This window comes from Pseudomonas sp. PGPPP4 (assembly GCF_002256045.1).
In the GTDB taxonomy this organism is placed as follows: domain Bacteria; phylum Pseudomonadota; class Gammaproteobacteria; order Pseudomonadales; family Pseudomonadaceae; genus Chryseomonas; species Chryseomonas oryzihabitans.
Genome location: NZ_NKID01000003.1, coordinates 474804 through 496767, shown reverse-complemented (window position 1 = coordinate 496767; position 21964 = coordinate 474804). Strand labels below are relative to the sequence as shown.

The 21964-nt window shown below is 66.5% G+C and carries 23 protein-coding genes; 10 read left to right on the top strand and 13 right to left on the bottom strand.

Going from position 1 to position 21964, the window contains the following annotated elements:
* Positions 1-668: 668 nt before the first annotated feature.
* A complete protein-coding gene (locus CFE50_RS08030; RefSeq protein ID WP_286732548.1) occupies positions 669-875 on the bottom strand; it encodes a hypothetical protein in 207 nt (68 codons plus the stop codon).
* A gap of 843 nt (positions 876-1718) precedes the next feature.
* A complete protein-coding gene (locus CFE50_RS08025; protein ID WP_286732546.1) occupies positions 1719-2426 on the bottom strand; it encodes a recombinase family protein in 708 nt (235 codons plus the stop codon).
* Positions 2427-2708: 282 nt separating this feature from the next.
* Here CFE50_RS08025 and CFE50_RS08020 point away from each other — a divergent pair, with 282 nt between their 5' ends.
* Entirely contained in the window at positions 2709-3122 is a 414-nt protein-coding gene (locus tag CFE50_RS08020; RefSeq protein WP_093255009.1) for a hypothetical protein, read from the top strand.
* A gap of 300 nt (positions 3123-3422) precedes the next feature.
* On the opposite strand, the gene CFE50_RS08015 is transcribed toward CFE50_RS08020, so the two are convergent.
* Positions 3423-3761, bottom strand: a complete 339-nt coding sequence (locus tag CFE50_RS08015) for a cupin domain-containing protein (RefSeq protein ID WP_286732544.1) — start codon at positions 3759-3761, stop codon at positions 3423-3425.
* Between the two features lie 305 nt (positions 3762-4066).
* Here CFE50_RS08015 and CFE50_RS08010 point away from each other — a divergent pair, with 305 nt between their 5' ends.
* Both CFE50_RS08010 and CFE50_RS08005 read left to right on the top strand, forming a co-directional pair.
* On the top strand, positions 4067-4279 hold the full coding sequence (locus CFE50_RS08010) for a hypothetical protein (protein WP_267397789.1): 213 nt from the start codon (positions 4067-4069) through the stop codon (positions 4277-4279).
* 209 nt (positions 4280-4488) lie between these two features.
* On the top strand, positions 4489-4824 hold the full coding sequence (locus CFE50_RS08005) for a hypothetical protein (protein WP_007159803.1): 336 nt from the start codon (positions 4489-4491) through the stop codon (positions 4822-4824).
* A gap of 263 nt (positions 4825-5087) precedes the next feature.
* Here CFE50_RS08005 and sutA read toward each other — a convergent pair whose 3' ends face one another.
* The 4 genes from sutA to glnK form a co-directional block, all read right to left on the bottom strand.
* Positions 5088-5420, bottom strand: coding sequence for a dormancy-specific transcriptional regulator SutA (gene sutA, locus CFE50_RS08000; RefSeq protein ID WP_007159805.1), 333 nt, complete (start codon positions 5418-5420; stop codon positions 5088-5090).
* Positions 5421-5491: 71 nt separating this feature from the next.
* A complete protein-coding gene (locus tag CFE50_RS07995) occupies positions 5492-5911 on the bottom strand; it encodes a secondary thiamine-phosphate synthase enzyme YjbQ (protein ID WP_007159806.1) in 420 nt (139 codons plus the stop codon).
* A gap of 172 nt (positions 5912-6083) precedes the next feature.
* Positions 6084-7424 carry an ammonium transporter gene (locus tag CFE50_RS07990; protein ID WP_286732539.1) on the bottom strand — a complete coding sequence of 447 codons (1341 nt, stop codon included), beginning with the start codon at positions 7422-7424 and terminating at the stop codon, positions 6084-6086.
* A gap of 48 nt (positions 7425-7472) precedes the next feature.
* Positions 7473-7811 carry a P-II family nitrogen regulator gene (glnK, locus tag CFE50_RS07985; protein WP_003096476.1) on the bottom strand — a complete coding sequence of 113 codons (339 nt, stop codon included), beginning with the start codon at positions 7809-7811 and terminating at the stop codon, positions 7473-7475.
* Positions 7812-8204: 393 nt separating this feature from the next.
* Between glnK and CFE50_RS07980 the strand changes: the two genes are divergently transcribed.
* Both CFE50_RS07980 and CFE50_RS07975 read left to right on the top strand, forming a co-directional pair.
* Positions 8205-8504 (top strand): accessory factor UbiK family protein, encoded by a 300-nt coding sequence (locus CFE50_RS07980; RefSeq protein WP_027597470.1) that lies wholly within the window; start codon positions 8205-8207, stop codon positions 8502-8504.
* Between the two features lie 63 nt (positions 8505-8567).
* Positions 8568-10058, top strand: coding sequence for a YifB family Mg chelatase-like AAA ATPase (locus CFE50_RS07975; RefSeq protein WP_286732446.1), 1491 nt, complete (start codon positions 8568-8570; stop codon positions 10056-10058).
* Here the strand turns inward: CFE50_RS07975 and CFE50_RS07970 are convergent.
* The 3 genes from CFE50_RS07970 to CFE50_RS07960 form a co-directional block, all read right to left on the bottom strand.
* Positions 10055-10246, bottom strand: coding sequence for a hypothetical protein (locus CFE50_RS07970; protein WP_027597468.1), 192 nt, complete (start codon positions 10244-10246; stop codon positions 10055-10057). The two genes, CFE50_RS07975 and CFE50_RS07970, sit on opposite strands and share 4 nt — an antisense overlap.
* A 128-nt stretch (positions 10247-10374) precedes the next feature.
* Entirely contained in the window at positions 10375-12345 is a 1971-nt protein-coding gene (locus CFE50_RS07965; RefSeq protein ID WP_286732444.1) for a methyl-accepting chemotaxis protein, read from the bottom strand.
* Between the two features lie 162 nt (positions 12346-12507).
* On the bottom strand, positions 12508-13428 hold the full coding sequence (locus CFE50_RS07960) for a LysR substrate-binding domain-containing protein (protein ID WP_286732442.1): 921 nt from the start codon (positions 13426-13428) through the stop codon (positions 12508-12510).
* A 105-nt stretch (positions 13429-13533) separates the two neighbouring features.
* Between CFE50_RS07960 and CFE50_RS07955 the strand changes: the two genes are divergently transcribed.
* Positions 13534-14937: a NorM family multidrug efflux MATE transporter gene (locus CFE50_RS07955; RefSeq protein WP_286732440.1), complete on the top strand. Its 1404-nt coding sequence runs from the start codon at positions 13534-13536 to the stop codon at positions 14935-14937.
* A gap of 118 nt (positions 14938-15055) precedes the next feature.
* Positions 15056-15697 (top strand): LuxR C-terminal-related transcriptional regulator, encoded by a 642-nt coding sequence (locus CFE50_RS07950; protein WP_286732438.1) that lies wholly within the window; start codon positions 15056-15058, stop codon positions 15695-15697.
* Here the strand turns inward: CFE50_RS07950 and CFE50_RS07945 are convergent.
* Together CFE50_RS07945 and CFE50_RS07940 are read right to left on the bottom strand one after the other, a co-directional pair.
* Positions 15690-17321, bottom strand: a complete 1632-nt coding sequence (locus tag CFE50_RS07945) for an ATP-binding response regulator (RefSeq protein ID WP_286732437.1) — start codon at positions 17319-17321, stop codon at positions 15690-15692. The genes CFE50_RS07950 and CFE50_RS07945 overlap by 8 nt on opposite strands.
* Complete coding sequence (locus CFE50_RS07940; protein WP_286732435.1) at positions 17318-18007, bottom strand: YoaK family protein; 690 nt, start codon at positions 18005-18007, stop codon at positions 17318-17320. Before CFE50_RS07940 ends, CFE50_RS07945 begins: the two co-directional genes overlap by 4 nt.
* A gap of 127 nt (positions 18008-18134) precedes the next feature.
* Between CFE50_RS07940 and CFE50_RS07935 the strand changes: the two genes are divergently transcribed.
* Both CFE50_RS07935 and CFE50_RS07930 read left to right on the top strand, forming a co-directional pair.
* Complete coding sequence (locus CFE50_RS07935) at positions 18135-18980, top strand: EamA family transporter (RefSeq protein ID WP_286732433.1); 846 nt, start codon at positions 18135-18137, stop codon at positions 18978-18980.
* A 54-nt stretch (positions 18981-19034) separates the two neighbouring features.
* Entirely contained in the window at positions 19035-20099 is a 1065-nt protein-coding gene (locus CFE50_RS07930; RefSeq protein WP_241807746.1) for a zinc ribbon domain-containing protein, read from the top strand.
* 9 nt (positions 20100-20108) lie between these two features.
* On the opposite strand, the gene CFE50_RS07925 is transcribed toward CFE50_RS07930, so the two are convergent.
* Positions 20109-20903, bottom strand: coding sequence for an OBAP family protein (locus CFE50_RS07925; RefSeq protein WP_286732430.1), 795 nt, complete (start codon positions 20901-20903; stop codon positions 20109-20111).
* Positions 20904-21133: 230 nt separating this feature from the next.
* Here CFE50_RS07925 and CFE50_RS07920 point away from each other — a divergent pair, with 230 nt between their 5' ends.
* Positions 21134-21892, top strand: a complete 759-nt coding sequence (locus CFE50_RS07920; RefSeq protein WP_286732616.1) for a ParA family protein — start codon at positions 21134-21136, stop codon at positions 21890-21892.
* Positions 21893-21964: the final 72 nt, after the last annotated feature.

Here is a 21964-nt window from a genome sequence, read left to right as displayed (position 1 = left end):
TTGGCCGCCGCCAAGTGACGGGCAGCCGGAAGCGTCCACGAGGCCAGATGGCTTCGCGTCGGACGGGTGTGGATGGGTGTGGAGTGCAGCGGTTACGCACGGCCCTTGGCTAGCCATGGTCTGTAGGTGGGCTGATTGGTGCGTAGCAACATCGCCCTGTTGTCTGATCCTTTTAAGGATTCTTGTTCTTGTTGCGGTAGGGATAAATTTTTTTGGGCCCTCCCGGGCTCAGCTAGTCTTTGCAGACCAAAAACGTTTCTCTACCAATGGGACCTCAATCAAACATGAGGACTTCTGGGACGTTTTTCTATCCGGTGAGCCCTTGATCAAAAGAGCGAAAACTCTGACCGAAATGTTTCTCTCTCCAAAAGGCCCTCAATCACGAGGTGCCGATAGCAAACAGAAATGCCTCCTGTACCTATGAGCCCTCAATCGCTCTATGCTCTGCTGATAGGTCACCACTTCCGCCTGAGTCCACAGAAGGGGAAAGCGTTTCTGGTGTCGATAGGCCCTCAATGAGGCTTGCTGCCTGTTCCCAAGCGCCTTCGATTTAAACACCGATGACTTTCTCTATCCAAAAGGCCCCCATTTAGGTGAAAGATGTTTCCTTTCCCATAGGCCACCACTTAGCCGGAGCGCCCCTCTGTCGATAGGGCTCCATTTAAATGCTAGTGCACTGTGGCGCGCCTGCTGGCCACCAGAGCCTCAAGTGCTTCTAGGTCAGCTTGTTGATGAGCAAGGCGATTGAACAGGTGGCGGAGCAGGCGCCGGCTTGATTGGACTTTGCGTCGCTGCTTATCAAGATCACGCTGGAGTTCTTCAAGGGGCTTCTCGTCGAGGATGACGAGATTGATTCTGCGGTAAGGCATGTCCATGCTTCCTTGCATAATGGCGTTCCAGAATCAGACCGGAGACCTGGGCTTAGTTCCGTTCACTATCGCGATAGCTACTTCCTAAGCGGAGCCCCTTCATTTTCCATTCCTCTTACCATAAAATTGCTCGTCGCGACAAACGTCGTATCTCACCTACCTTTCACCCAAATGATAGACCCAGCTTTGCACGCAGCCTTGGGCGCTGTAGCCAGGGCTTTTCCTGATCATTTCTGCAAGGCCGAGCAGTCGTCGCCTGGGATGATTAGTTTTACTCTTTATCTCTGCTCGGACAGCAGCATCAAACTAAGGTGGGTCGCTACGAGTGAGGAGCTAACCGGCGTAGTAGGTCCAGAAGGGGTGATCGCTAGAATGCAAGCCGCCTTACTTGACGGGCCTGATTGGCCTTGCTGAGCGTCAGGCATAGACCTGCTGCCTACATACGAAAGATGCCAAACGAAGACAGGATGCGGGCGTCCGCGCTGCCAATACCCTCGACTGTGCCGGCAAGGCCTGTCTAGCTCCGTGCTGCTGCGTTCTCTACGCGGGCATGCGCAGGCATAGGGGGAACAAGGATCATTGCATCACGGGCCTCCCGTAGGCTTTGGGCGTGCCTGCTGATCCACTGCTACCTAGGTGCTCGTGCTACTACGCCCGGCATGCCCTGGCGTCGCTGGCGGCTTGCGTGTCGCGTGCGCCCGCGGGCCTTGAGTGCTCCTGCTTCGTGGGCAGCGCCGGCCTCCCTGCGGGCCCTCCTAAGCGACGTTCTGAGCCTAGGAATACCATCGCGGGGCGAGTGCTCTCGCTGCGCTGACGGGCTCTCTGTGCCCCTGCGCCAGTGTCCTCCTACTAAGGGAAGGGGATGCAAAGGCGCTGTAGCAGGCGGCTCGCTGCGGTAGCGGTAAAGCTGGCGCCCCTGGGTGTCTGGTGCCCGCGCTGATTGAGGTGATCGGCCAGCGCCTGCAATGTCCTGACGCCATCGAACATCGCGGCCTTGATCGCGCTCGCCATGCTGGTCGCGTACACGTCGGCCTTGACCTTCACTGCATGCACCGCTGCCCCTGTGCCTGCCGCATTGGCCGCCAGCCGCCCCGCTGTGCGACGTTCTACCTTGGCCTGCGCCTGTGCATCCCCTGCCTCTGCGCGGGCCTTGAGTGACGCCAGAGCGGCCTTGGTGCGCTGGCTGATGAACTCCCGTTCCTGCTGGGCCAGGGCGGCGTACAGGTGGAGCTGGAAGTTATCCGCCGTGGGCATCGTCGCAACCTTGAACTGCACGCGCTTAATGAGCCCCGCGATGTGCTCCACGTCCCGGCTGATGCGGTCGAGCTTCGCCACGACGAGCGTCGCCCCGTGCTTCCTGCAGTGCTCCAGGGCAGCCGCACATTGCGGGCGTTGCTCCGGTGCGATAGTGCCCGAGGCATGATCCTCAAAGGCCGCCAGCACGTCCCAGTCGTTCTGCTCTGCAGCTATGCGGATGTACTCCCGTTGGGCATCCAGGCCAAGGCCGGACTCTCCCTGGCGCTCGGTGGAGACTCGGTAGTACGCGACGACTTTCATGCTGGGATGCTCGACAGGACGTGATGCCGGCATGATTTATCGTACCGCTGACGCTTGTCAACGGTTTGATAAGGCGCAGTCGAACGGTTTGATATGAGGTGGCGGGGCTTGGTTTTTCCCTGCCGGCTGGGCACACCCCGGCACCAGGCCATGGGGACTGGCGTACTCCTTTAGGGTTCAAGGGTACTCTCGCAAATCCAGAGCGGATTTAGGTCCGCTAGTGCCGCCGTTACGCTGCGCAGATGCTAGGGTTAAAGCTCACCAACTACGTGAGGGAACACTATGGATGTTTACGCTTTTGTACCGGAGTACGCGGACGAAGAGGAAGTAAAGGCAACCTACGTTGCTGCTTTAGGGTTTGCTCAGCAGAGTAATCAGCAACTCTGGATTTACGTGAACAACAAGCATACCTGTCCTTTCCTTGAGCCCGTCCTGGGCGGACCGATGCTAAGAAAACTGCAGGCCAATCAGTCAGTATCAGTGGAAGGTGTGGCGGTATCCCTTCACTCTCAGCAGACGCTTGATCCTTACGCACGACATGACGTTGTGCTGGCCGTGCACCCAAGAGATTACCTGTTAGACGCCCTGACCAATCTCAAGTCTGCCAGCAGCGTCGTGTATGTCGGGCACGAAATGGACGTTGGTGACTGGACTCGCTCGCATGACGTAATCCACCTCAAGCCCGAATGGTCATAGGTACACAGGACTTGTACACTACGGCCTGTTGTATCGGGCTGTAAGGCCCGTCATTACTGGGCTTGGCTAGTGTTGCTACGTGTCGGCGGTTCGATTCCGTCCCTGGGCACCAAGACAAGCTTCCGGATCCTGCGGGATCTGGAAATCAGAGAAACCGGCCTAGCGCCGGTTTTTTTGTGCCTGCGATTCCTACCCGCTCGCGTCCAAAGCCCGAGCGCGTCCCTTCCCTGCCGCTCAGGGCGCCTTTGCAACGACCCGCGCCGTGGGTGCCTGGTCTGAAGCGCTCGGGTGCCGCCCTGCTCACGCCGGTGCTGGAGCCCCGTCCACCACACCGAGATGGATCGCCAGCCACACCGTGGCGACCGCGGGATCGGTGTAGGTCACCCAGTGCTCGGTATCAGCCGGGATGAACAGCGTATCGCCCGGTTCGAGCGCCACCTCTCGCCCCGCCAGGGCGATCCGCGCGGCGCCCTTCAGCAGCAGCACCCATTCCTCATGGGCCTGCCGCCAGGGGGCCGCTACCGGCGTCGTCTGACCCTGGGAGACGATCCGCTCTATACGACAGCCGGGCCGCTCCAGCAGGGCCGTGAACACCTCCGCCGCGGCGGCATCGGGCAGGTCGCGAAACAGATTGCTCATGACGTTTTCCCTCCGGAGCTGGCGCCAGGGCGCCGAGGTCATCCAGCCTGCACCGGTCCGCACGGGCGCTCAAGCCGCGCAGGGCTTCTCCGCCCTCGGAGCCCGCGACCAGGCCACCGGGTCCGCGGCTATTTGCGCTCAGGAGTGCGATCCGCCCGACGGTTTCAGGAGGTCGTTTCCCGGCTGCAGGGGATTTCGGCGATGATCGATCGCAGCAGTGGCAGCCCATCCAGGGCGCCGCTCGGCCCTGGCTGACCGCTGTGGTCAGCTGGACTTCGCACCAGGCGCACGGAGGCGCTCGCTGCATGCCCATTCCCTCGCTCCCCCTCGTCGCTCCCGCTCTGCCCGGCGCGCTCCCCCAGGACGCCGTCGCTCAACCCGGCCCGCTCGCCGTCGAGCCCGCCGCACCCTTCTGGCTCAGACTCCTGAGTGGCGTCAGCCTCTGGTTGAACCGGTTGTTTCTCAGCCTGGTCATGGCGCTGATCGGCTTCACCCTATGGCACTGGTGGCAGGGATGAAGCGGCGCCTGGATCAACTGGAGTTGACCATCCTGATGTGCGGCATCGGCCTGCTGGCCATGGCGCTCATCGTCGCCGTGGGCATGCAGGGCCTGGACTGGGCCTGAGCCCACGGGGGCCTTACCAGACCTTTACCTGGCCTGACGTCCGCTGACCGCCAAAGGTGTTTCATGGTGACGCGGCCCATCGAGCGCCGCGAGGAGAGCACCATGGCATCGCGAGCGTCGTTGATTCTGCTGTTGACCGCCACCCTGACCGCCAGCGGCCTGGCCGCCGCCTACGAGGGCCCCGAGCGTGGGCAACCCTGGGCGGGCGGCCCCGCAGCCGTCGCCGAAGGCGGCGAATTCCTGCCGGCGGGCGAATTTCGACGGCATCACCGACACCACCCCTATTACCGCAGGGATCGCTATCCCTACAGCTATTACCAGCCCTATCCGCAACCCGGCTATGCCGCGCCCCATTGGCGGCCGGCCCCACCGGGCTACTACCCCTACCAGCCGGCCTACGAACCCCGTCCCTATTACGGGCCCCCGCGCCATTGGTGAACTGCTTGGCATCACGACGGCGAGATGATGGCCTTTTGCGATGAGCCACACAGGGAGATGTTTGCCAGAGGAGCAGAATGCCATCACCCATTAGGCTTTAGGGCGCTGCCAACATGTATGAGAGAGATGATGTAATCTGCATGGCTTGCCTTGCGACCATGGCTGCAGCCTTCACCGGCTTCATCATGGTGATGGCGCTGTTGTGATCGCCAGATAGACGAAACCCCGCCGAGGCGGGGTTTCGAAGGCGGTATGGCACGGTCCTAGATGGGACGACTGCCATATTTGCTGTCGGGCTTCTTCGGCGGATCGGCGACCACATTGGCGTCGATTTCCTGCACCTTGCCACCGCGGGCCAGAAAGTCCTGCATGGCCTTTTCCAACGCATCCCGCTCACGCTGCTTGGCTTCCACCGAAGGCAGCTCCTCGGGCTCGGCTTCACGCTTCTTCTTGGCCTTGCTCCCGGACGCGGGCGCTTCGCTGTCCCCGCTTTCCTCTTGCTCGGCGTCGTCGGTTGCGGCAGCGAAGTCTTCGTTATCGCCCTCTTCTTCCGCGCCTGTCTCCAGGTCGTCCTGCTCCAGATCTTCGTCGCTCATAAACCGCCTCCACACACTTTGGCAAAATCGGACCGCGCGTTTTGACGCGGCCTCCTAAAAAAAATTCCTGGCTATTCGCCTTGCAGCGTCGCGATCAGTCGCCGTGCGCCACCCTGGTCGCGATGCTCGCCCAGGTAGATACCCTGCCAGGTTCCCAGGGCCAGGCGACCCGCCTGGACCGGCAGACTCAGGCTGCAGCCGAGCAGACTGCTCTTGAAATGCGCAGGCAGGTCGTCCGGCCCTTCGTAGTCGTGTTCGTATCCGGCCTGCCCCTGGGGCACCAGCTGGTTGAAGAACCGCTCGAAGTCGCGGCGTACCGCCCCATCGGCATTCTCGTTGATGGTCAGCGAGGCCGAGGTGTGCTGCAGCCAGAGGTGCAGCAGGCCGATCCGGCACTCGCCAAGCTCGGGCAGCTGCTCCAGCACCTCAGCGGTGACGAGATGGAAACCACGCGCCCGCGCGCGCAGGGAAAAGCTCCGCTGCAGCCACATGAACAACCCCCGCCGACTGACTGGGCGCGCATTCTAGCGCGACGATCGGAAAAGCAAAGCGGTGATTGCACACCGCTGGCGTGCAGTCTAGACACAGCAGGATGGCGGTTGTTCCAGCCGTATGGCGGACATGAAAAAGGCGCCTCGCGGCGCCTTTTTCCAGAGCGGCGGCTTACAGGTTGTAGCCACGCTCGTTGTGCAGGGTGAGGTCCAGACCCACGGTTTCCTCTTCCTCGTTGACTCTCAGACCCATGACCACGTCCAGCACCTTGAGGATCACGAAGGTGACGATGCCGGTGTAGACGATGGTGAAGGCCACGCCCTTGAACTGGATGAACAGCTGGGCGCCGATGTCGGTGACGGTGCCGAAGCCACCCAGGGACGGCGCGGCGAAGACACCGGTCAGCAGGGCGCCGATGATGCCGCCGATGCCGTGCACGCCAAAGGCGTCCAGGGAGTCGTCGTAGCCGAGCTTGCGCTTGAGGCTGGTGGCGGTGAAGAAGCAGATCACGCCAGCGGCCAGGCCGATGATCAGGGCGCCCATGGGGCCGGCGGTACCGGCGGCCGGGGTGATGGCGACCAGACCGGCGACCACGCCGGAGGCGATGCCCAGGGCGCTCGGCTTACCGTGGGTGATCCACTCGGCGAACATCCAGCCCAGTGCGGCGGCAGCGGTGGCGATCTGGGTGGTCAGCATGGCCATGCCGGCGGTGCCGTTGGCAGCCGCGGCGGAACCGGCGTTGAAGCCGAACCAGCCGACCCACAGCATGGCGGCACCGACCAGGGTGTAGCCCAGGTTGTGCGGCGCCATGGGGGTGGTGGGATAGCCCTTGCGCTTGCCCAGGACCAGGGCCGCGACCAGACCGGCCACACCGGCGTTGATGTGCACCACGGTGCCGCCGGCGAAGTCCAGTACGCCCCAGTCCCACATCAGGCCACCGTCACCGCTCCAGACCATGTGGGCGATGGGGGCGTAGACGAAGGTGAACCACAGGCCGGTGAAGACCAGCATGGCGGAGAACTTCATGCGCTCGGCGAAGGCACCGACGATCAGCGCCGGGGTGATGATGGCGAAGGTCATCTGGAAGGTGACGAAGACGCTTTCCGGGAACAGGGCGGTGGCCGAGGTCACGGCATCATGCTGCAGGCTGGACAGGAAGGCCTTGCCCAGACCGCCGATGAAGGAATTGAAGTTGGTGACGCCCTTCTCCATGCCGGTGGTGTCGAAGGCCAGGCTATAGCCATAGACCATCCACAGGATGCTGATGAGACCGGTGATGGCGAAGCACTGCATCATCACCGAGAGGACGTTCTTGGCACGCACCATGCCGCCGTAGAACAGCGCGAGACCCGGGATGGTCATGAACAGCACCAGGGCCGTCGAGACCAGCATCCAGGCCGTATCCCCGCTGTTGATGGCTGGTGCCGCAGCCGCTTCCTGGGCCATGGCCAGGCCCGGCAGCGCTACGAAAGACATGAGGGCTCCTAGCCCTGCGTAGGTGCGCAGAGTCATCGTTGTTTCTCCTGGGGCTCGTGTGGGGTTGGGCGGTCGGTTAGGGCGTCAGATGGCGTCTGTGTCGGTTTCGCCGGTGCGGATGCGGATGGCCTGCTCGAGATTCACCACGAAGATCTTGCCGTCACCGATCTTGCCGGTGTTGGCGGCCTTGGTGATGGCCTCGATGACGCGGTCGAGCTGATCGTCGGCGATGGCGACGTCGATCTTGACCTTGGGCAGGAAGTCGACGACGTATTCGGCGCCGCGATAGAGCTCGGTATGGCCCTTCTGACGGCCGAAGCCCTTGACCTCGGTAACGGTGATGCCTTGCACACCGATCTCGGACAGCGACTCACGCACGTCGTCGAGCTTGAACGGCTTGATGATGGCGGTGACTAGTTTCATGAACTTCTCCCGATTGAGTTGACTGGCCCCAGGAAAACAAACCCCGGTCCAAGTCTAGCGCAGTGACCGTCTGTTTAACCGTTGGCGTGGTAATCGCCGCGGTCACGGCAGAAGCGGCCAGAGCGCGCCTCCACCCCAGGCGCCCTCTGACGCCCGTCTCTGCATCGGCAGTAGCAGAAAGCTTGCCAGGTTTGTGAAGGCGTACGGATTTCGAGCGTCAGCCCGGCTGGCGCGCCTCCTGAAGGGGCAGGACCTGACCCTGCGGGCAAGACTTTGCACCAACAGCGAACAGCTCTGGGCCGGGGTTGGCACCAAAGCGGTGCAAGGCCACTACCGGAGGGCTGGAAGGCTGCTGTGCTACACTCGAGCTTCGATCCATTGCAGGGGATAACCATGTCCACGACCCGTTCGCTGTTCGATTCCCTGACTCAGCAGGCCAGCCGGCTGTTCGGTCAGGACTCGCCGCTGCCCAAGGCCGAGATCGAAAGCCAGTTCAAGGCACTGCTGCAAGGCGCCCTGAGCAAGCTCGATGTGGTCAGCCGCGACGAATTCGATGCCCAGATGGCCGTGCTGGCCCGCACCCGTGCGCGCCTGGAAGCCCTCGAAGCGCGCCTCACCGAGCTGGAAAAGCCGCAAACCGCCGAGGTCAAGCCGCCGGTCACCCCGGCCACGGACGTCGCGCCCGCCGACTGATCCCCAAGGGCGCGCCAGGATGGTGCAGCCCTGAGTCTGGCGAATCACGATCAAGGAGAGATCATGTCGCTTGCCCTCGTTCATACCCGTGCCCAGGTGGGTGTGGAAGCGCCGCCGGTGGTCGTCGAGGCGCACCTGGCCAACGGCCTGCCCGCCCTCACCCTGGTCGGCCTGCCGGAAACCGCCGTTCGCGAAGCCAAGGATCGGGTGCGCAGCGCCATCCTCAACGCCGGCTTCGAATTCCCCAGTCGCCGCATCACCCTCAATCTCGCGCCCGCCGACCTGCCCAAGGACGGCGGGCGTTTCGACCTCGCCCTGGCCATCGGCATCCTCGCCGCCAGCGGACAGCTGCCGGCGCAGGGCCTCGACGATTACGAGTGCCTGGGTGAGCTGGCCCTGTCGGGCGCGGTGCGGGCGGTGCGTGGCGTGCTACCCGCAGCGCTGGCAGCCCGGGCCGCCGGGCGGATCCTGGTGGTGCCCCGCGCCAATGCCGAGGAAGCCTGCCTGGCCAGTGGCCTCAGGGTGCTGGCGGTCGATCACCTGCTGGAATTCGCCGGTCACCTGAGCGGCCAGGCCGTGCTGGCCACCTATCAGCCCAGCGGTCTGCTGCGCACCCCGCTGCCCTATCCCGATCTCGCCGAGGTCCAGGGCCAGCAGGCGGCCAAGCGCGCCCTGGTGGTGGCCGCAGCCGGTGCCCACAACCTGCTGCTGGCCGGCCCACCGGGAACCGGCAAGACCCTGCTCGCCAGTCGCCTGCCGGGACTGCTGCCGCCCCTGGACGAAGAAGAGGCGCTGCAGGTGGCCGCCATCCATTCGGTGGCCGGCTCCGAGCCGCTGGAACACTGGCCGCAGCGACCCTTTCGCCAGCCGCATCATTCGGCGTCCGGGCCGGCACTGGTGGGCGGTGGCAGCCGCCCCGGTCCCGGCGAGATCACCCTGGCCCACCGCGGGGTGCTGTTTCTCGACGAGTTGCCGGAATTCGATCGCAAGGTGCTGGAGGTGCTGCGCGAGCCGCTGGAGAGTGGCGAGATCGTCATCGCCCGGGCACGGGAACGGGTGCGCTTTCCGGCGCGCTTCCAGCTGGTGGCGGCGATGAATCCCTGTCCCTGCGGCTACCTGGGCGATCCCAGCGGACGCTGTCGCTGCAGCCCGGAGCAGATCCAGCGCTATCGCGGCAAGCTCTCCGGTCCGCTGCTGGACCGTATCGACCTGCACCTCACCGTGGCCCGCGAGCACCTGCGGCTGGGCGCTTCAGCGGTCAGCGAACTCACGACGGCGGAGGCGGCACGCCAGGTGGCCGACGCCCGCGCCCTCCAGCTGGCGCGCCAGGGTCGCCCCAACGCCCTGCTCGGTCTCGATCAGCTGCACCAGGTCTGTGCTCTGAGCGAGGCCGATCAGCGCTGGCTGGAAGGCGCGGGGGAACGCCTGAATCTGTCCCTGCGCGCCCTGCACCGGGTGGTCAAGGTGGCCCGGACTCTGGCCGATCTCGCCGGCCAGGCCGAGATCCAGCGACCGCAGCTGGCGGAGGCGCTGCAGTATCGGGCGAGTCACTAGGCGCCGGCAGGCGGGCCGTAGTGGCGTGGCGGCTCCTGCAGGCGATCGCGCAACGCCTGGTTTTCCTGCGCCAGCTCGAAGCACATGGCCCGCCACTGGTGGGCCAGCTCGCGATAGTCGTCCCGCTCCGCCCGCAGCGTGGTCAGCATGCGTTCGACGGCCTGCACCGCCTCGTTGGATACGCCCATGACACCCCTCCTCTTATACTGTATTTGCATACAGTAGTCAGAGTATTGCAGCCAAGCAAGGGCCAAGGTACGCAGGAATGAAAAAGGGAGGCCTGAGCCTCCCTTTCACTGCTGCCGGAACGCTCCGATCAGCTGAACCGACCGACCTCGGCGCTGAGGTCTTCCGCCAGATGACGCAGCTCGCCCGCGGTGCCGGCCAGCACCTCGGCGGCATCGCGCTGGGCGGCGTTGTCCACGGCGATCGCCTGGATGTTGCGACTCAGGGCGGTGGCGGTGGTGCTCTGCTCGGCAGTGGCCTGGGCGATGCCGGAGAATTGCTCCACCGCCTCGGCGACCTGCTGGTCGATGCTGCGCAGTGCCTGGGCCACGTCGGCGTTGCGCGCCAGGCCCTGCTCCATCAGGCGATTGCCTTCGTCGATGGCGCCCATGGCACGCTGGGTCTCGCCCTGTACCGCGCCGATCATCTGCGAGATCTCGCGGGTGGCTTCGCTGGTGCGACCGGCCAGTTGCCGGACTTCGTCGGCGACCACGGCGAAGCCGCGGCCCTGCTCACCGGCCCGCGCCGCTTCGATGGCGGCATTGAGCGCCAGCAGGTTGGTCTGCTCGGCGATCCCGCTGATGACGCCGATGATGCCGCCAATCTGCTGGGAGCGGCCGTCCAGGCCCTTGATGAGTTCGGCGGTGCTGGCCAGGGAGTCGGCGATCTGTTCCAGGGCGCCCGAGGCGCCCTGCATGGCCTGGGTACCGGTGCGGGTCTGCTGGGCGTTTTCCTGCACCAGGCGCTCGGTGCGCTGCATGCCGTCGGCGATGTTCTGGGCGGTGGCGCTGAATTCCTCCACGGCGCTGGCCATGCTGTCGATCTGGCTGGACTGCTCGGCGGAGCGTCTCAGGGTCTGGTCGGAGAGCTGGCTCAGTTGCTGGGAGCGCTCGGTGACCGCGCGCGAGGAGCCACGGACCTGCTCGACGGTGGAGGCCAGGGCATCGGCCATCTGGTTGAAGCTCTGGGCGAGTTCACCGATTTCGTCGTGGCTACGCGCCTCGACGCGCACGCTGAGCTGACCGCGACCCAGGGCCTGGGCCCGCTCCACCAGTTGGCCCAGCGGCTTCAGCTTGTGGCGCAGCAGGACGACCGAGGCGAGCACTGCCAGCATCAGGGCGATCAGGCTGCCGATGGCCAGGCGCAGGCCCACGGCGTGCACCGGCGCGTCCAGCTCGGCCTTGGGCAGGGTGGCGACCACGGTCCAGCCTTCGCCGGCGACCGGGGCGCTGACGCTGAGGAAGTCTTCGTTGCCGTCCTGCCAGGTGTGTTCGTGCTGCCTGGGGTCGTTCTTGAGGGCGGCGAGGAGCTCGTTGGCCTGCTTGGCATTGGCCGGGGGCACCAGCCAGTTGCCCTGCTCATCGAGCAGGGCCAGGGAGCCAGTCTCGCCGATGCGCAGCTGGGTCAGCTGGGCCAGTTGCTGGGCCTGGGCGTCGGTGTAATCGAAGCCGACATAGAGCACGGCAATGACCTGGCCCTGGGCGTCACGCACCGGGCTGTACTGGGTCATGTAGGAGCGGCCGAACAGCTGGGCGCGACCGACGTAGGTCTGGCCCTGGAGCAGTCCGGCATAGCCGGGGTGCTTGCGGTCCAGGCGGGTACCGATGGCGCGACTGCCGTCCTGCTTTTTCAGCGAGGTGGTGATACGGGTGAAGTCGTCGCCGTCGCGCACGAAGATGGTGGCGGTACCACCGGTGAGACGGGTGAAGTCATCGACCTGAGTGAAGTCGTTGTTCAGCGCCTCACCCTTGTAGAGCAGCACCGGGGTATCGGTGCCGGCGACGACGGTGCGCTCGCTGCCACGCGTCAGGCCGCCATCGAAGCGGCGCTCGAACAGATTGGCCAGTCGCTGGGTGCTGATCTTCAGGGTGCTGAGAAAGGTCTGCTGCTGATCAGCGAGCAGCCGGGCCTCGCTGCCCAGGTGCTTGCGCTGGGTGCCTTCGATGGACACGCTCAAGGCATGGAGGGCGAACAGACAGCTGCCGGCGATCACGACAATCAGTACCAGACTGAGGGCCAAGGCAAGTTGTCGGGCGATACTACGACGCGGGGAAATGACCATAGGGAGCTCCAAAGCGCCTACATCCCTGTAGGGCAGTACGAATTTGAGGGCAAGGGGTTTGTATCAGGGACCGGCCGCTCTAGGGCGGTCTTCTTAGCGATTAACGTTCATTTTATCGGCAGAGGTACGATGAACTAAAGCGAATGACAGCAGTCTGGCGCCTTATTTATGGCGAATGACCTCGGGGAGGCTCTGGGACGCCACTTCCCGCTGCAGGAAGTCAGCCAGCTGGCGAAGGCGCCCCTGCCCCCGGCGATTGCGCGGCCAGACCAGGTAATAGGCATCGCCGCTGGCCACCGCCTCGGGCCAGGGCAAGGCGATGAGTCCGGCCGCCACGTCTTCGGCCAGCATCACCAGATCGCCGATGGACACCCCGTAGCCCCGCGCGGCAGCGGCCATGCCCAGCTCCAGGGTGTCGAACACCTGGCCACCCGTCAGGGGCACCGCCTGGGTCAGGCCCATGGCCTGCAACCAGCGGCGCCAGTCGCGGCGGTCGAAGGTGGGATGCAGCAGCTCTTCCCGCTGCAGGCGCGCCGGATCCCAGACGCCCTCGCGGGCGGCAGCCGGCGAGCAGACCGGCACCAGCCACTCCTCGAACAGCGGCACCACCTCCCAGTCCGCCGGGAAGCGGCCGTCGCCGAGCAGCACCGCGCAATCGAAGGGCTCGTGGACGAAGTCGACCCGGTCGCTGGCCATCCAGACGCTGGTGAGCTGGATGTCCAGTTGCGGACTGAGCTGGCGAAAGCGCGCCAGCAGCCAGCGCAGCGACAGGGTGGTAGGCGCCTTGAGTCTCAGGGTGCCCTCGGCCACGGCGAGATTGCCGCAGGCCCGCGCCAGCGCCTCGAAGCCCTCGCTCAGCCCCGGCAAGAGCAGCTTGCCGGGCTCGGTCAGCGCCAGCTGCCGCCCGGCGCGCTCGAACAGGCGGCAGCCAAAGGTCTCTTCCAGGGTCCGCACATGGCGACTGACCGCACTCTGGGTCAGCGACAACTCCTGAGCCGCGCGGGTGAAGGATCCATGGCGAGCGGCGGCCTCGAAGGCGCGCAGGGCATACAGCGGCGGCAGCCGCGAGGGGACGTCGGGCATGACTCAGACTCATGGATGGCATGGCTATTTTCCGATTGTGGAAGGCGCGACGGCATCCAACAATGAGTTCTTGTCAAAGTCGGTCCTGCTCAGCGAGATCCACCCATGTCTCTGCCGCGTCACGAGTTGCTCGCGCTGTTGCGCCTCGCCCTGCCCCTGATCGGTGCGCAGCTGGCCTATGTGGCCATGGTCTTCACCGACACCCTGATGATGGGCCGCCTGGGCCCGGCAGCCCTGGCCGGTGGCGGCCTGGGAGCGGCGGTCTATTCCTTCGTCTCGGTGATCTGCGTGGGGGTGATCACCGCGGTGGCCAACCTGGCAGCCTTGCGCCGCGGCGCGGGCGATACCGAGGGCGTGGCGGCGGTGACGGCGGCGGGGATCTGGATCGCCGGGGTGCTGGCGCTGCTGGCCGGCACCCTGCTGTGGCATATCGAACCCCTGCTGGCCCTGGCCGGCCAACCCGAAGAGAGTCGCCAGGCGGCCGGCGTCTTCCTGCGCTGCCTGGCCTTCGCCCTGCCCGGCCATCTGCTGTTCATGACCCTGCGGGGTTTCACCAGCGCCCTGGAGCGCCCCGGACCGGTGCTGACCATCGTGCTGGGGGCGGCGCTGCTCAATGCCCTGTTCAACCTGGCGCTGCTGCACGGCTGGGGCGGCCTGCCGCAACCCGGACTGCCGGGCATCGGCGCGGTGACCGCGGTGGTGATGAATGGCGCGGCCCTGGGCCTGGCGCTGTATATCGCCCGCCATCCGGCCTATGCCGCCTATCCCCTGCGCCGCTATCTGCGCCGCCCGGATCGTCGTGCCCTCGCCGACACCCTCGGCCAGGGCCTGGCGATCAGTGGCACCTATGCGGTGGAAGCCTGCCTGTTCCTGTCGGCGGCGCTGTGCATGGGCGCGCTGGGCGCCACGGCGCTGGCGGCCCATCAGATCGCCAATCAGCTGGTGTATCTGGTGTTCATGTTGCCAGCCGGCCTCTCCTATGCCACCAGCATCCGTATCGGCCAGCACCAGGGCGCCGGGCGGCCGCGCGAGGCCCTGCTGGTGGGGCGGCTGGCCATCGGTGGTGGTGCCCTGGTGATGCTGGGCATCGCCCTGCTGTTCTGGAGCTTTCCCGCCTGGCTGGTGGGGTTGTTTCTGCCGGATGGCCACAGCCCGGTCAGCGAACTGGCACGGCAGCTGGTGCTGATCGCGGCGGTGTTCGTCATCTTCGATGGCACCCAGAGCATCGCCCAGGGGGCGCTGCGCGGAATCCGTCAGGCGCGCCTGGGTTTCTACGGCGGCTTGCTCTGCTACTGCCTGATCGGCGCCAGTGGCGCCTGGCTGCTGGGCGTCCGCTTGGGTATCGGCCCCCATGGCGTCTGGTGGGGTCTGGCCTTCGGCCTGGCCTGTGCGGCGCTGCTGCTGACCGGCGCCTTCGAGTGGCTGATGCGGCGGCAACTGGGCGCAGGTGCCGTGCAGGACCTGCCCGAGCCGCTGGCCGCGCCGCGCGGCCTGGCGCAAGACGGCTGAGCGCTGCGGCGGCCCAAGCGTTTTACCAAGTGGTCCACCCTTGGGGCCTGCGCTAGACTAGAGGCTTTGGGCCACCCCGGCGTAGCACCCGGTGTCCAGGGCCCCAGGATAGCCAGAGATGCAACGTTTCATCGTCGCCGACGACCATCCGCTGTTTCGTGAAGGCCTGGTGCGCATCCTGCGCCAGCTGCAGCCGCAGGCGCAGGTGGCGCAGGCCGACAGCCTGCAACAGGTCCTGGAACTGGCGCGCCAGGGCGAGCCGCCCAGCGGGCTGCTGCTGGACCTGCTCTATCCCGGCCAGGACCTGAGCTTTTCGCTGCGCGCCCTGCGCCAGGAATTCAAGCGCAGCACCCTGATCGTGGTCTCGATGCTGGAAGACGCCACGGTGATCGAGCATATCCTGGCGGCGGGCGTGGATGGCTTCATCGGCAAGGCGCTACCGCCGGCGGCCATGGCCGAGGCGATCGCCGACTGTCTCGCCGGGCAACCGGTGGTGCGCTATGCCATGCCGAGTCTGGCTCCGGCCAGTCTGGCGCCCGACCACCGGCTGCAGGCGCTGACGCCGCGGCAGCTGGAGGTGCTCGGCCTGATCACCCAGGGCCTGAGCAACAAGGAGATCGCCCGGATCCTGGCCATCTCGCCCTTTACCGTGCGCATCCATGTTTCCGCGCTGCTGCGCACCCTGGGCGTCGGCACCCGCGCGGCGGCGGCCGCCTTTGGCGCCAAGGCCGGCCTCGGCGCCCAGCGCTCGCTCAGCTAGCCGCGACGCGAAAGGCCAGCAGCAGGGCGCGCAATTCCGCCGGTCGCACCGGCTTGGCCAGCACCGGGATCTCGGCGTCGCCCAGCGCCTGCTGGACCTGGGGGATGTCGTGTCCGGTCACCACGATGGCCGGGATGCGCCGGCCCTGCAGCCGATTGAGATAGGCGATGCAGTCGGCGCCCGAGGCGCTGCGATCCAGGTCGAAATCGGTGATCACCAGGTCGCAGCTCACGGCGCTGGCGGGAATGCTGGTGGCGGTGGTGACCTCGCAACCCCAGCTGCGCAGCAGGGTCGCGGTGGCCAGCAGCACGTTGGCGTCGTCTTCGATGAGCAGCACCCGCCAGCCGGCGAGCAGGTGCTGGGGGCCGCTCGCCGGCCGTGGCCGCGCCTCCAGCGGCAGGGTGGCCGGCGGCAGGCCCTGGAGCCTGACCGCGGTACCGCGGCCGGGTCGCGAACGGATGGTCAGCTGCAGATCGAGCAGGGTGGCGATGCGCTGCACGATGGACAGTCCCAGGCCGACGCCCTCGATGTCGCGATCGCGCGTCTCCCGCACCCGGTAGAACTCCTCGCACAGGTGCGGCAGGTGCTCGGCGGCGATGCCCGGTCCCTGGTCGTAGACCACCAGGGCGAGCTGGCCCTGGCGCCGGCGCACCGCCAGCAGCAGGGGTTTGCCCGGGGCGTACTTGAGGGCGTTGGACAGCAGATTCTGCAGCGAGGTGAGCAGCAGCGCCGGGTCGCTGTAGACCTGCAGCCCAGAGGCGCGCCAGCGGATCTCCACCCCGGCCCAGCGCGCCGCCTCGGCGTTCTGCCGCACCAGGTCCTCGAACAGGGTATCCAGGTCGACCACCGTGCGCCGCGGACTGACCTGCTGCTGATCGAGGGTGTAGATGTCCAGCAGCGAGCGGAACAGCTGCTCGACGCCGAGCAGGGAGCGGTCGATGTTGTCGACCAGCCGGCCCTGATCGGCGCTCAGCTGGCCGTCGCGCAGGCAGGCGGTGAACAGGCCGATGGAGTGGATCGGCTGGCGCAGGTCATGGCTGGCCTGGGCCAGGAAGCGCGCCTTGGCCAGGTTGGCCGCCTGGGTCTCGCGCAGCGAATCCTGGATGCGGGTCAGCAGGAAATGCACGTAGCCGGGCACCAGCAGCGCGGTCACCAGCATCATCAGGGCCACCGTGGGATAGCGCTGCAGGAAGGGCATGCCGGCGATGATGGCGGCGAGGGCGGTCAGCGACAGCCCGGTGGCCAGCAGCAGGTAGCCACGTCCATAGCGCAGGCCATTGCCCACCGTGACCCAGAGCAGCACGCCGAACAGCGGCAGCAGGGCCTCGCCGCTGGTGATGGAGGAAAAGGTGATGGCGCTGAAGTCCAGACTCATGGCCAGCAGCCGTCGCCAGGGTTTCACCCCCGGCCGCCGCCGGATCTCGACGAACAGGCCGACGGCCGCCACGGCGAACAGGGCGTAGCAGAGCAGGTTGGCCAGCAGGATGGCCGTATCGAACAGCCCCCAGGCCCAGGCGCCGATGATGTAGGCCGAGGCTGGCAGGATGAAGGCCAGCCGGACCTTGGCCTGGCCCAGTTCGGAATCGCGGGCGCCGACCCCCAGGGTCTGGGTCGCGGCGCTCATGACGCCAGATAGCCCAGTTGCCAGGCCCGCGGGATCAGGCGAAAGATCACCGCCAGGGTCGCGGCCAGGGCCGCGCTGGCGTACCAGGCCGCCAGGCCCAGTCCCGCTTCCAGCGCAGCGCCGAGCACACCGCCGAGCAGCATGCCCAGCCAGGGCACCAGCTGGATGCGCCAGCCGCGGCGGCGTTCGCCCAGCAGCCAGTGGCCCAGACCGCGCCCGAAGCGCGACAGGGCGCCGGTGACGTAGGTGAGGCCGATGGGCAGGCCATAGACCTGCTCCACCACCGCATTGACCATGCCCATGGCGAACACCCCGGTCAGCAGCGCCAGCGGGCCCAGGGGGAGACTGGCCGCCAGCGCCAGCAGCAGGGCCAGCAGGCCGAGCAGCAGGCAGGCGCGCTGGCGGGTCAGCCGCTGCAGCAGCACGCCGCCGGCATTACCCAGCACGAAGGTGACAATAGCCAGCGCCAGGTGCCCCGCCGCGGCCCAGCGGCCAGCCGCTACCTCGGCAGCTAAACGGGTGGTATTACCGCTCATGAAGGAGACGAAATCGCCGGTGGCGAGAAAGCCGATGGCATCGGTCATGCCGGCCAGCAGCGACAGACCGGCGACCAGCGCCAGGCCGACCGCGCCGTGGCGCGGCATCGCGGGTGGGGCGAGGGGCGGAGAAGAAGCGGAGGGATTCATGGCAGCCATCCTGGCGCAGCGGCGAAACACGGCTGCCAGTGTGCTGCGTCCGGGGTTGCGACGCCATGGGCGGCCTCCCGGAAGGCGCCCTAGGCTAGACTGATGGACCCGCCTGGCCGGAGGCCTCGTGACCACGCCCCTGTTTGCCCTGGTACTGCTCGCCGCGCTGCTGCACGCCGGCTGGAACGCCCTGCTCAAGATCGGCCTCGATCGCTTTCTCACCGCCAGCCTGATCCAGATCGGCGCCGGCGTCGCCGCCCTGCTGGCGCTGCCCTTCGTGGCCCTGCCCGCGACCGCGGCCTGGCCCTGGATCGCCCTCTCCGCCCTGCTGCACATCGGCTACAACGCCTTTCTCGCCCGCGCCTATCGCTATGGCGACCTGGGCCAGGTCTATCCGCTCTCCCGTGGCAGCGCCCCGCTGCTGGTCAGCGGGGTGGCCTTTCTCGCCCTCGGTGAGGTGCTCTCGCCGCCCGCCCTGCTCGGCCTGGGTCTGCTGGTGACCGGTCTCGCCCTGATGGCGCTGCTCGGGGCCCGGCGCGGCACGCCGCCTAGCCTCGCGCTGCTGGGCTGCGCCTTCACCACCGGCAGCTTCATCGCCGCCTACACCCTGGCCGATGCCCTCGGTGCGCGCGCCAGCGGTGATACCGTGGCCTATGCCCTCTGGCTGTTCGCGGTGAACGGCGTGGTGGCCGCGCTGGTGCTGCGCCTGAGTCGCGGCGGCTCGGCCTTCGCCGGACTCGGTCCGCACTGGCGCGCTGGACTGGTGGGCGGGGTCATGTCGATGCTGGCCTACAGCCTGGTGATCGTCGCCACCACCCAGGCGCCCATCGGCCTGGTCTCGGCACTGCGCGAGACCAGCGTGCTGTTCGCCCTGCTGATCGGGGTCTTCTGGCTGCACGAGAGTCTGCCGCTAGGGCGCGTCTGCGCCGGCCTGGCCATCGTCGCCGGGGTGGTGGCGATCAAGCTGGCCTGAGCGGGGCACCCAGGGAGCGGCTAAGCTGAGCCTTCTTTCGACCTGGAGGGACCCATGGGCAAATCACTGCGACTCTCGGAAAAGTGGTTCAACCGCGGCCTCTGGCTGCTGGCGCTGGTGTTCGCCGGCTTTCTCATCGGCCTGGGCGGCACCCTGGTCGGCGATCTGCCCCAGGTGGAGCGCCAGCAGGGTCTGGAAGACTTCATGGACCCGGCGGCCACCGCCACGGCGCGGGCGGACCAGCGCCAGGCGAACCAGGCCCGGCGCGCGGCCCAGGATGCCCTCGACCAGGCCCAGCTGCAGCAGGCCGCGGCGGCGCGCAGCTACACGGCCAATCGCGAGACCTTCGACAACTGGCTGGCGACCCGCCAGACCACCCAGCGCCCCGAGCAGGACGCCGAGCTGATCGCCCGCAGCCGCGCCCTGGACGCGCTCAAGGCCGGCGAGCGCGCCGCCGAGCAGGAGGTCGAACGCCAGGAACAGGCGCTGCTGGATGCCGAGCAGCACGCGGCCGCTGCCGCGCACAGCCTGGCCGAGCTGAGCGACGCGGCCCAGCAGGCCTGGCTCGATGCCCGCCAGCAGGCCGAACTGCGGGTCTTCCTCTATCGCCTGGCGCTGACGCTTCCCCTGCTGGCAGTCGCCGCCTGGCTGTTCGTCCGCCAGCGCAAGAGCACCTGGTGGCCCTTCGTCTGGGGCTTCATCTTCTTCGCGCTGTTCGCCTTCTTTGTCGAGCTGGTGCCCTATCTACCTAGCTATGGCGGCTATGTGCGCTATCTGGTGGGCATCCTGCTGACGGTCCTGAGCGGGCGCTACGCCATCCGTGCCCTGCAGGACTATCGCGCCCGCCTGGCGCTCAAGGAAGCCCAGCCGGACACCGTCAGACGCGAAGAGCTGCACTACGACACCGCCCTGGCGCGGCTGGCCAAGGGCGTCTGCCCGGGCTGCGAGCGGCCGGTGGACCTCAAGGACCCGGGGATCGACTTCTGCCCCCATTGCGGCATCGGCCTGCACGACCACTGCGGCGCCTGCCAGACGCGCAAGAGCGCCTTCGCGCACTTCTGCCACGCCTGTGGCACGGCGGCGCGTGGGTCCGAGCGAGGTCCGGCGGGCGCGCCCTGATGGCAGGTCTCAGGGCTTGTTCGAACTGGTGTTGACGCCCTTTTCGGTGTGCTCGCCGTCGTGCTTGTGCAGCTGGCCGGTGGGGTCCTGCAGCTGGATGACCTGGCCCTGCTGCCAGGCGTCGGCGCCGGGGGCGACCGCGGGGGTCGGCAGGTCGGCACGCGCGGCCTTGGTCTCGGCGGAAGAGATGCCGAGGCGGCGATCACGCTCGGCGAGTAGCTTGGGATCGAGCTGGCCGTCGGCGGTGAAGCCCATCATCAGCTGAGGGACGCCCAGGGGCAGCTCCAGGTCCTGATCGGTATGCCAGGTGTGCCAGGTCTTGCCGTAGGTGTGCACCAGCTTGTCCATCAGCCGGTGCTCGGCCACCTGGGGTACGCCGGGCGCGACCAGCTGGCCCGACTTCACCTCGTGCACATGGCTGTGCCAGAGCGCCTTTTCGGCCTCGGGCAGGGTCTTGAACAGCCGTTCGCTGATGATGTACTCGACGCCCATCAGCTTGGCATCGGCGACATTGCCGTCGTAGATCACGCACTGGAACATCTCTTCGCCCAGGACACTGCAATAGTGATGGGCCTCCATCTGGCTGTGGGGATGGCCGTTGTAGAAGTGGAAGCCGTCCAGATAGGTGTTGAGGGCGGCGATGGGCGGCTTGCGCTGCAATACATCGGCCCCGGCTTCGAGTACCCGGGTATCGGTCTGGGCGGGGGCACCCGGTACCGGGACCGGCGATTGGGTGTCGTTGGCGGCCTGGGCCAGCGGGGCGCAGGCGAGCAGCAGCAAGGTGGGGAGTCGGCAGAGGGTCATGGCGGATTCTCGACGGGAGCTTGCCGAGTTCGAAGGCCGGACAGACGCCTAGGTTCCACCGCTGCGGTAGGCTCGTCATATGAATGTCATGCAACGGCCATAAATTCGTCATCGTCCGTGCCTGGCCTTTCGGTATAAGCGAAACGCCACAGCCACACCTTTGCACCTCAGGCTTCTCTCACTGTCGGGACGACTCAATGAACGCACACAGCTCTCCCTCCGGTCATGCCCTGCGCCGCGTGGTCTTCAACAAGAAGGGCGGTGTCGGCAAATCCAGCATCGCCTGCAACCTGGCGGCCATCAGCGCCCACGAGGGCTATCGCACCCTGCTGGTGGACCTCGATCCCCAGGCCAACTCCAGCCAGTACCTCACCGGCGAGGTGGGCGACGACCTGCCCCACGGCATCGCCGATTTCTTCAAGCAGACCCTGAGTGGCGGCAAGAAGGCGCAGGCCAACATCCATGCCACCGCCTGGCCGAATCTGGATCTGATCGCCGCCTCGGGCGAGCTGACCGAGCTGCAGTTCAAGCTCGAATCCAAGTACAAGATCCAGAAGCTGGCCAAGTACCTCGACAAGCTCGGCGAAGACTATGACCGCATCTACCTGGACACCCCGCCGGCGCTGAATTTCTACAGCATCTCGGCGCTGATCGCCGCCGACCGCTGCCTGATCCCCTTCGACTGCGACGTCTTCGCCCAGCAGGCGCTGTACGACCTGATCGAGGAGCTGGACGAGATCCGCGAGGACTACAACGACAGGCTCACCGTCGAAGGCATCGTGATCAACCAGTACCACGCCCAGGCCAGCACCCCACGCCAGCTGATCGAGCAACTCCAGGCGCGTGACCTGCCGGTGCTGGCGGCGCCGCTGATGGCCTCGGTGAAGATGCGCGAGTCCCACCAGCAGCATCGCCCGCTGATCCACCTGGACCCGGGCCACAAGCTGACCCGGCAGTACCTGGAGCTGTTCGCCCTGCTGGAGAAGTAGCGCAAGAACGTTCAAGACAGGCCGGGGCGCGGTGCGGCACCCTAGGGTTTCCCCGCTATCCGGAGCCCTGCC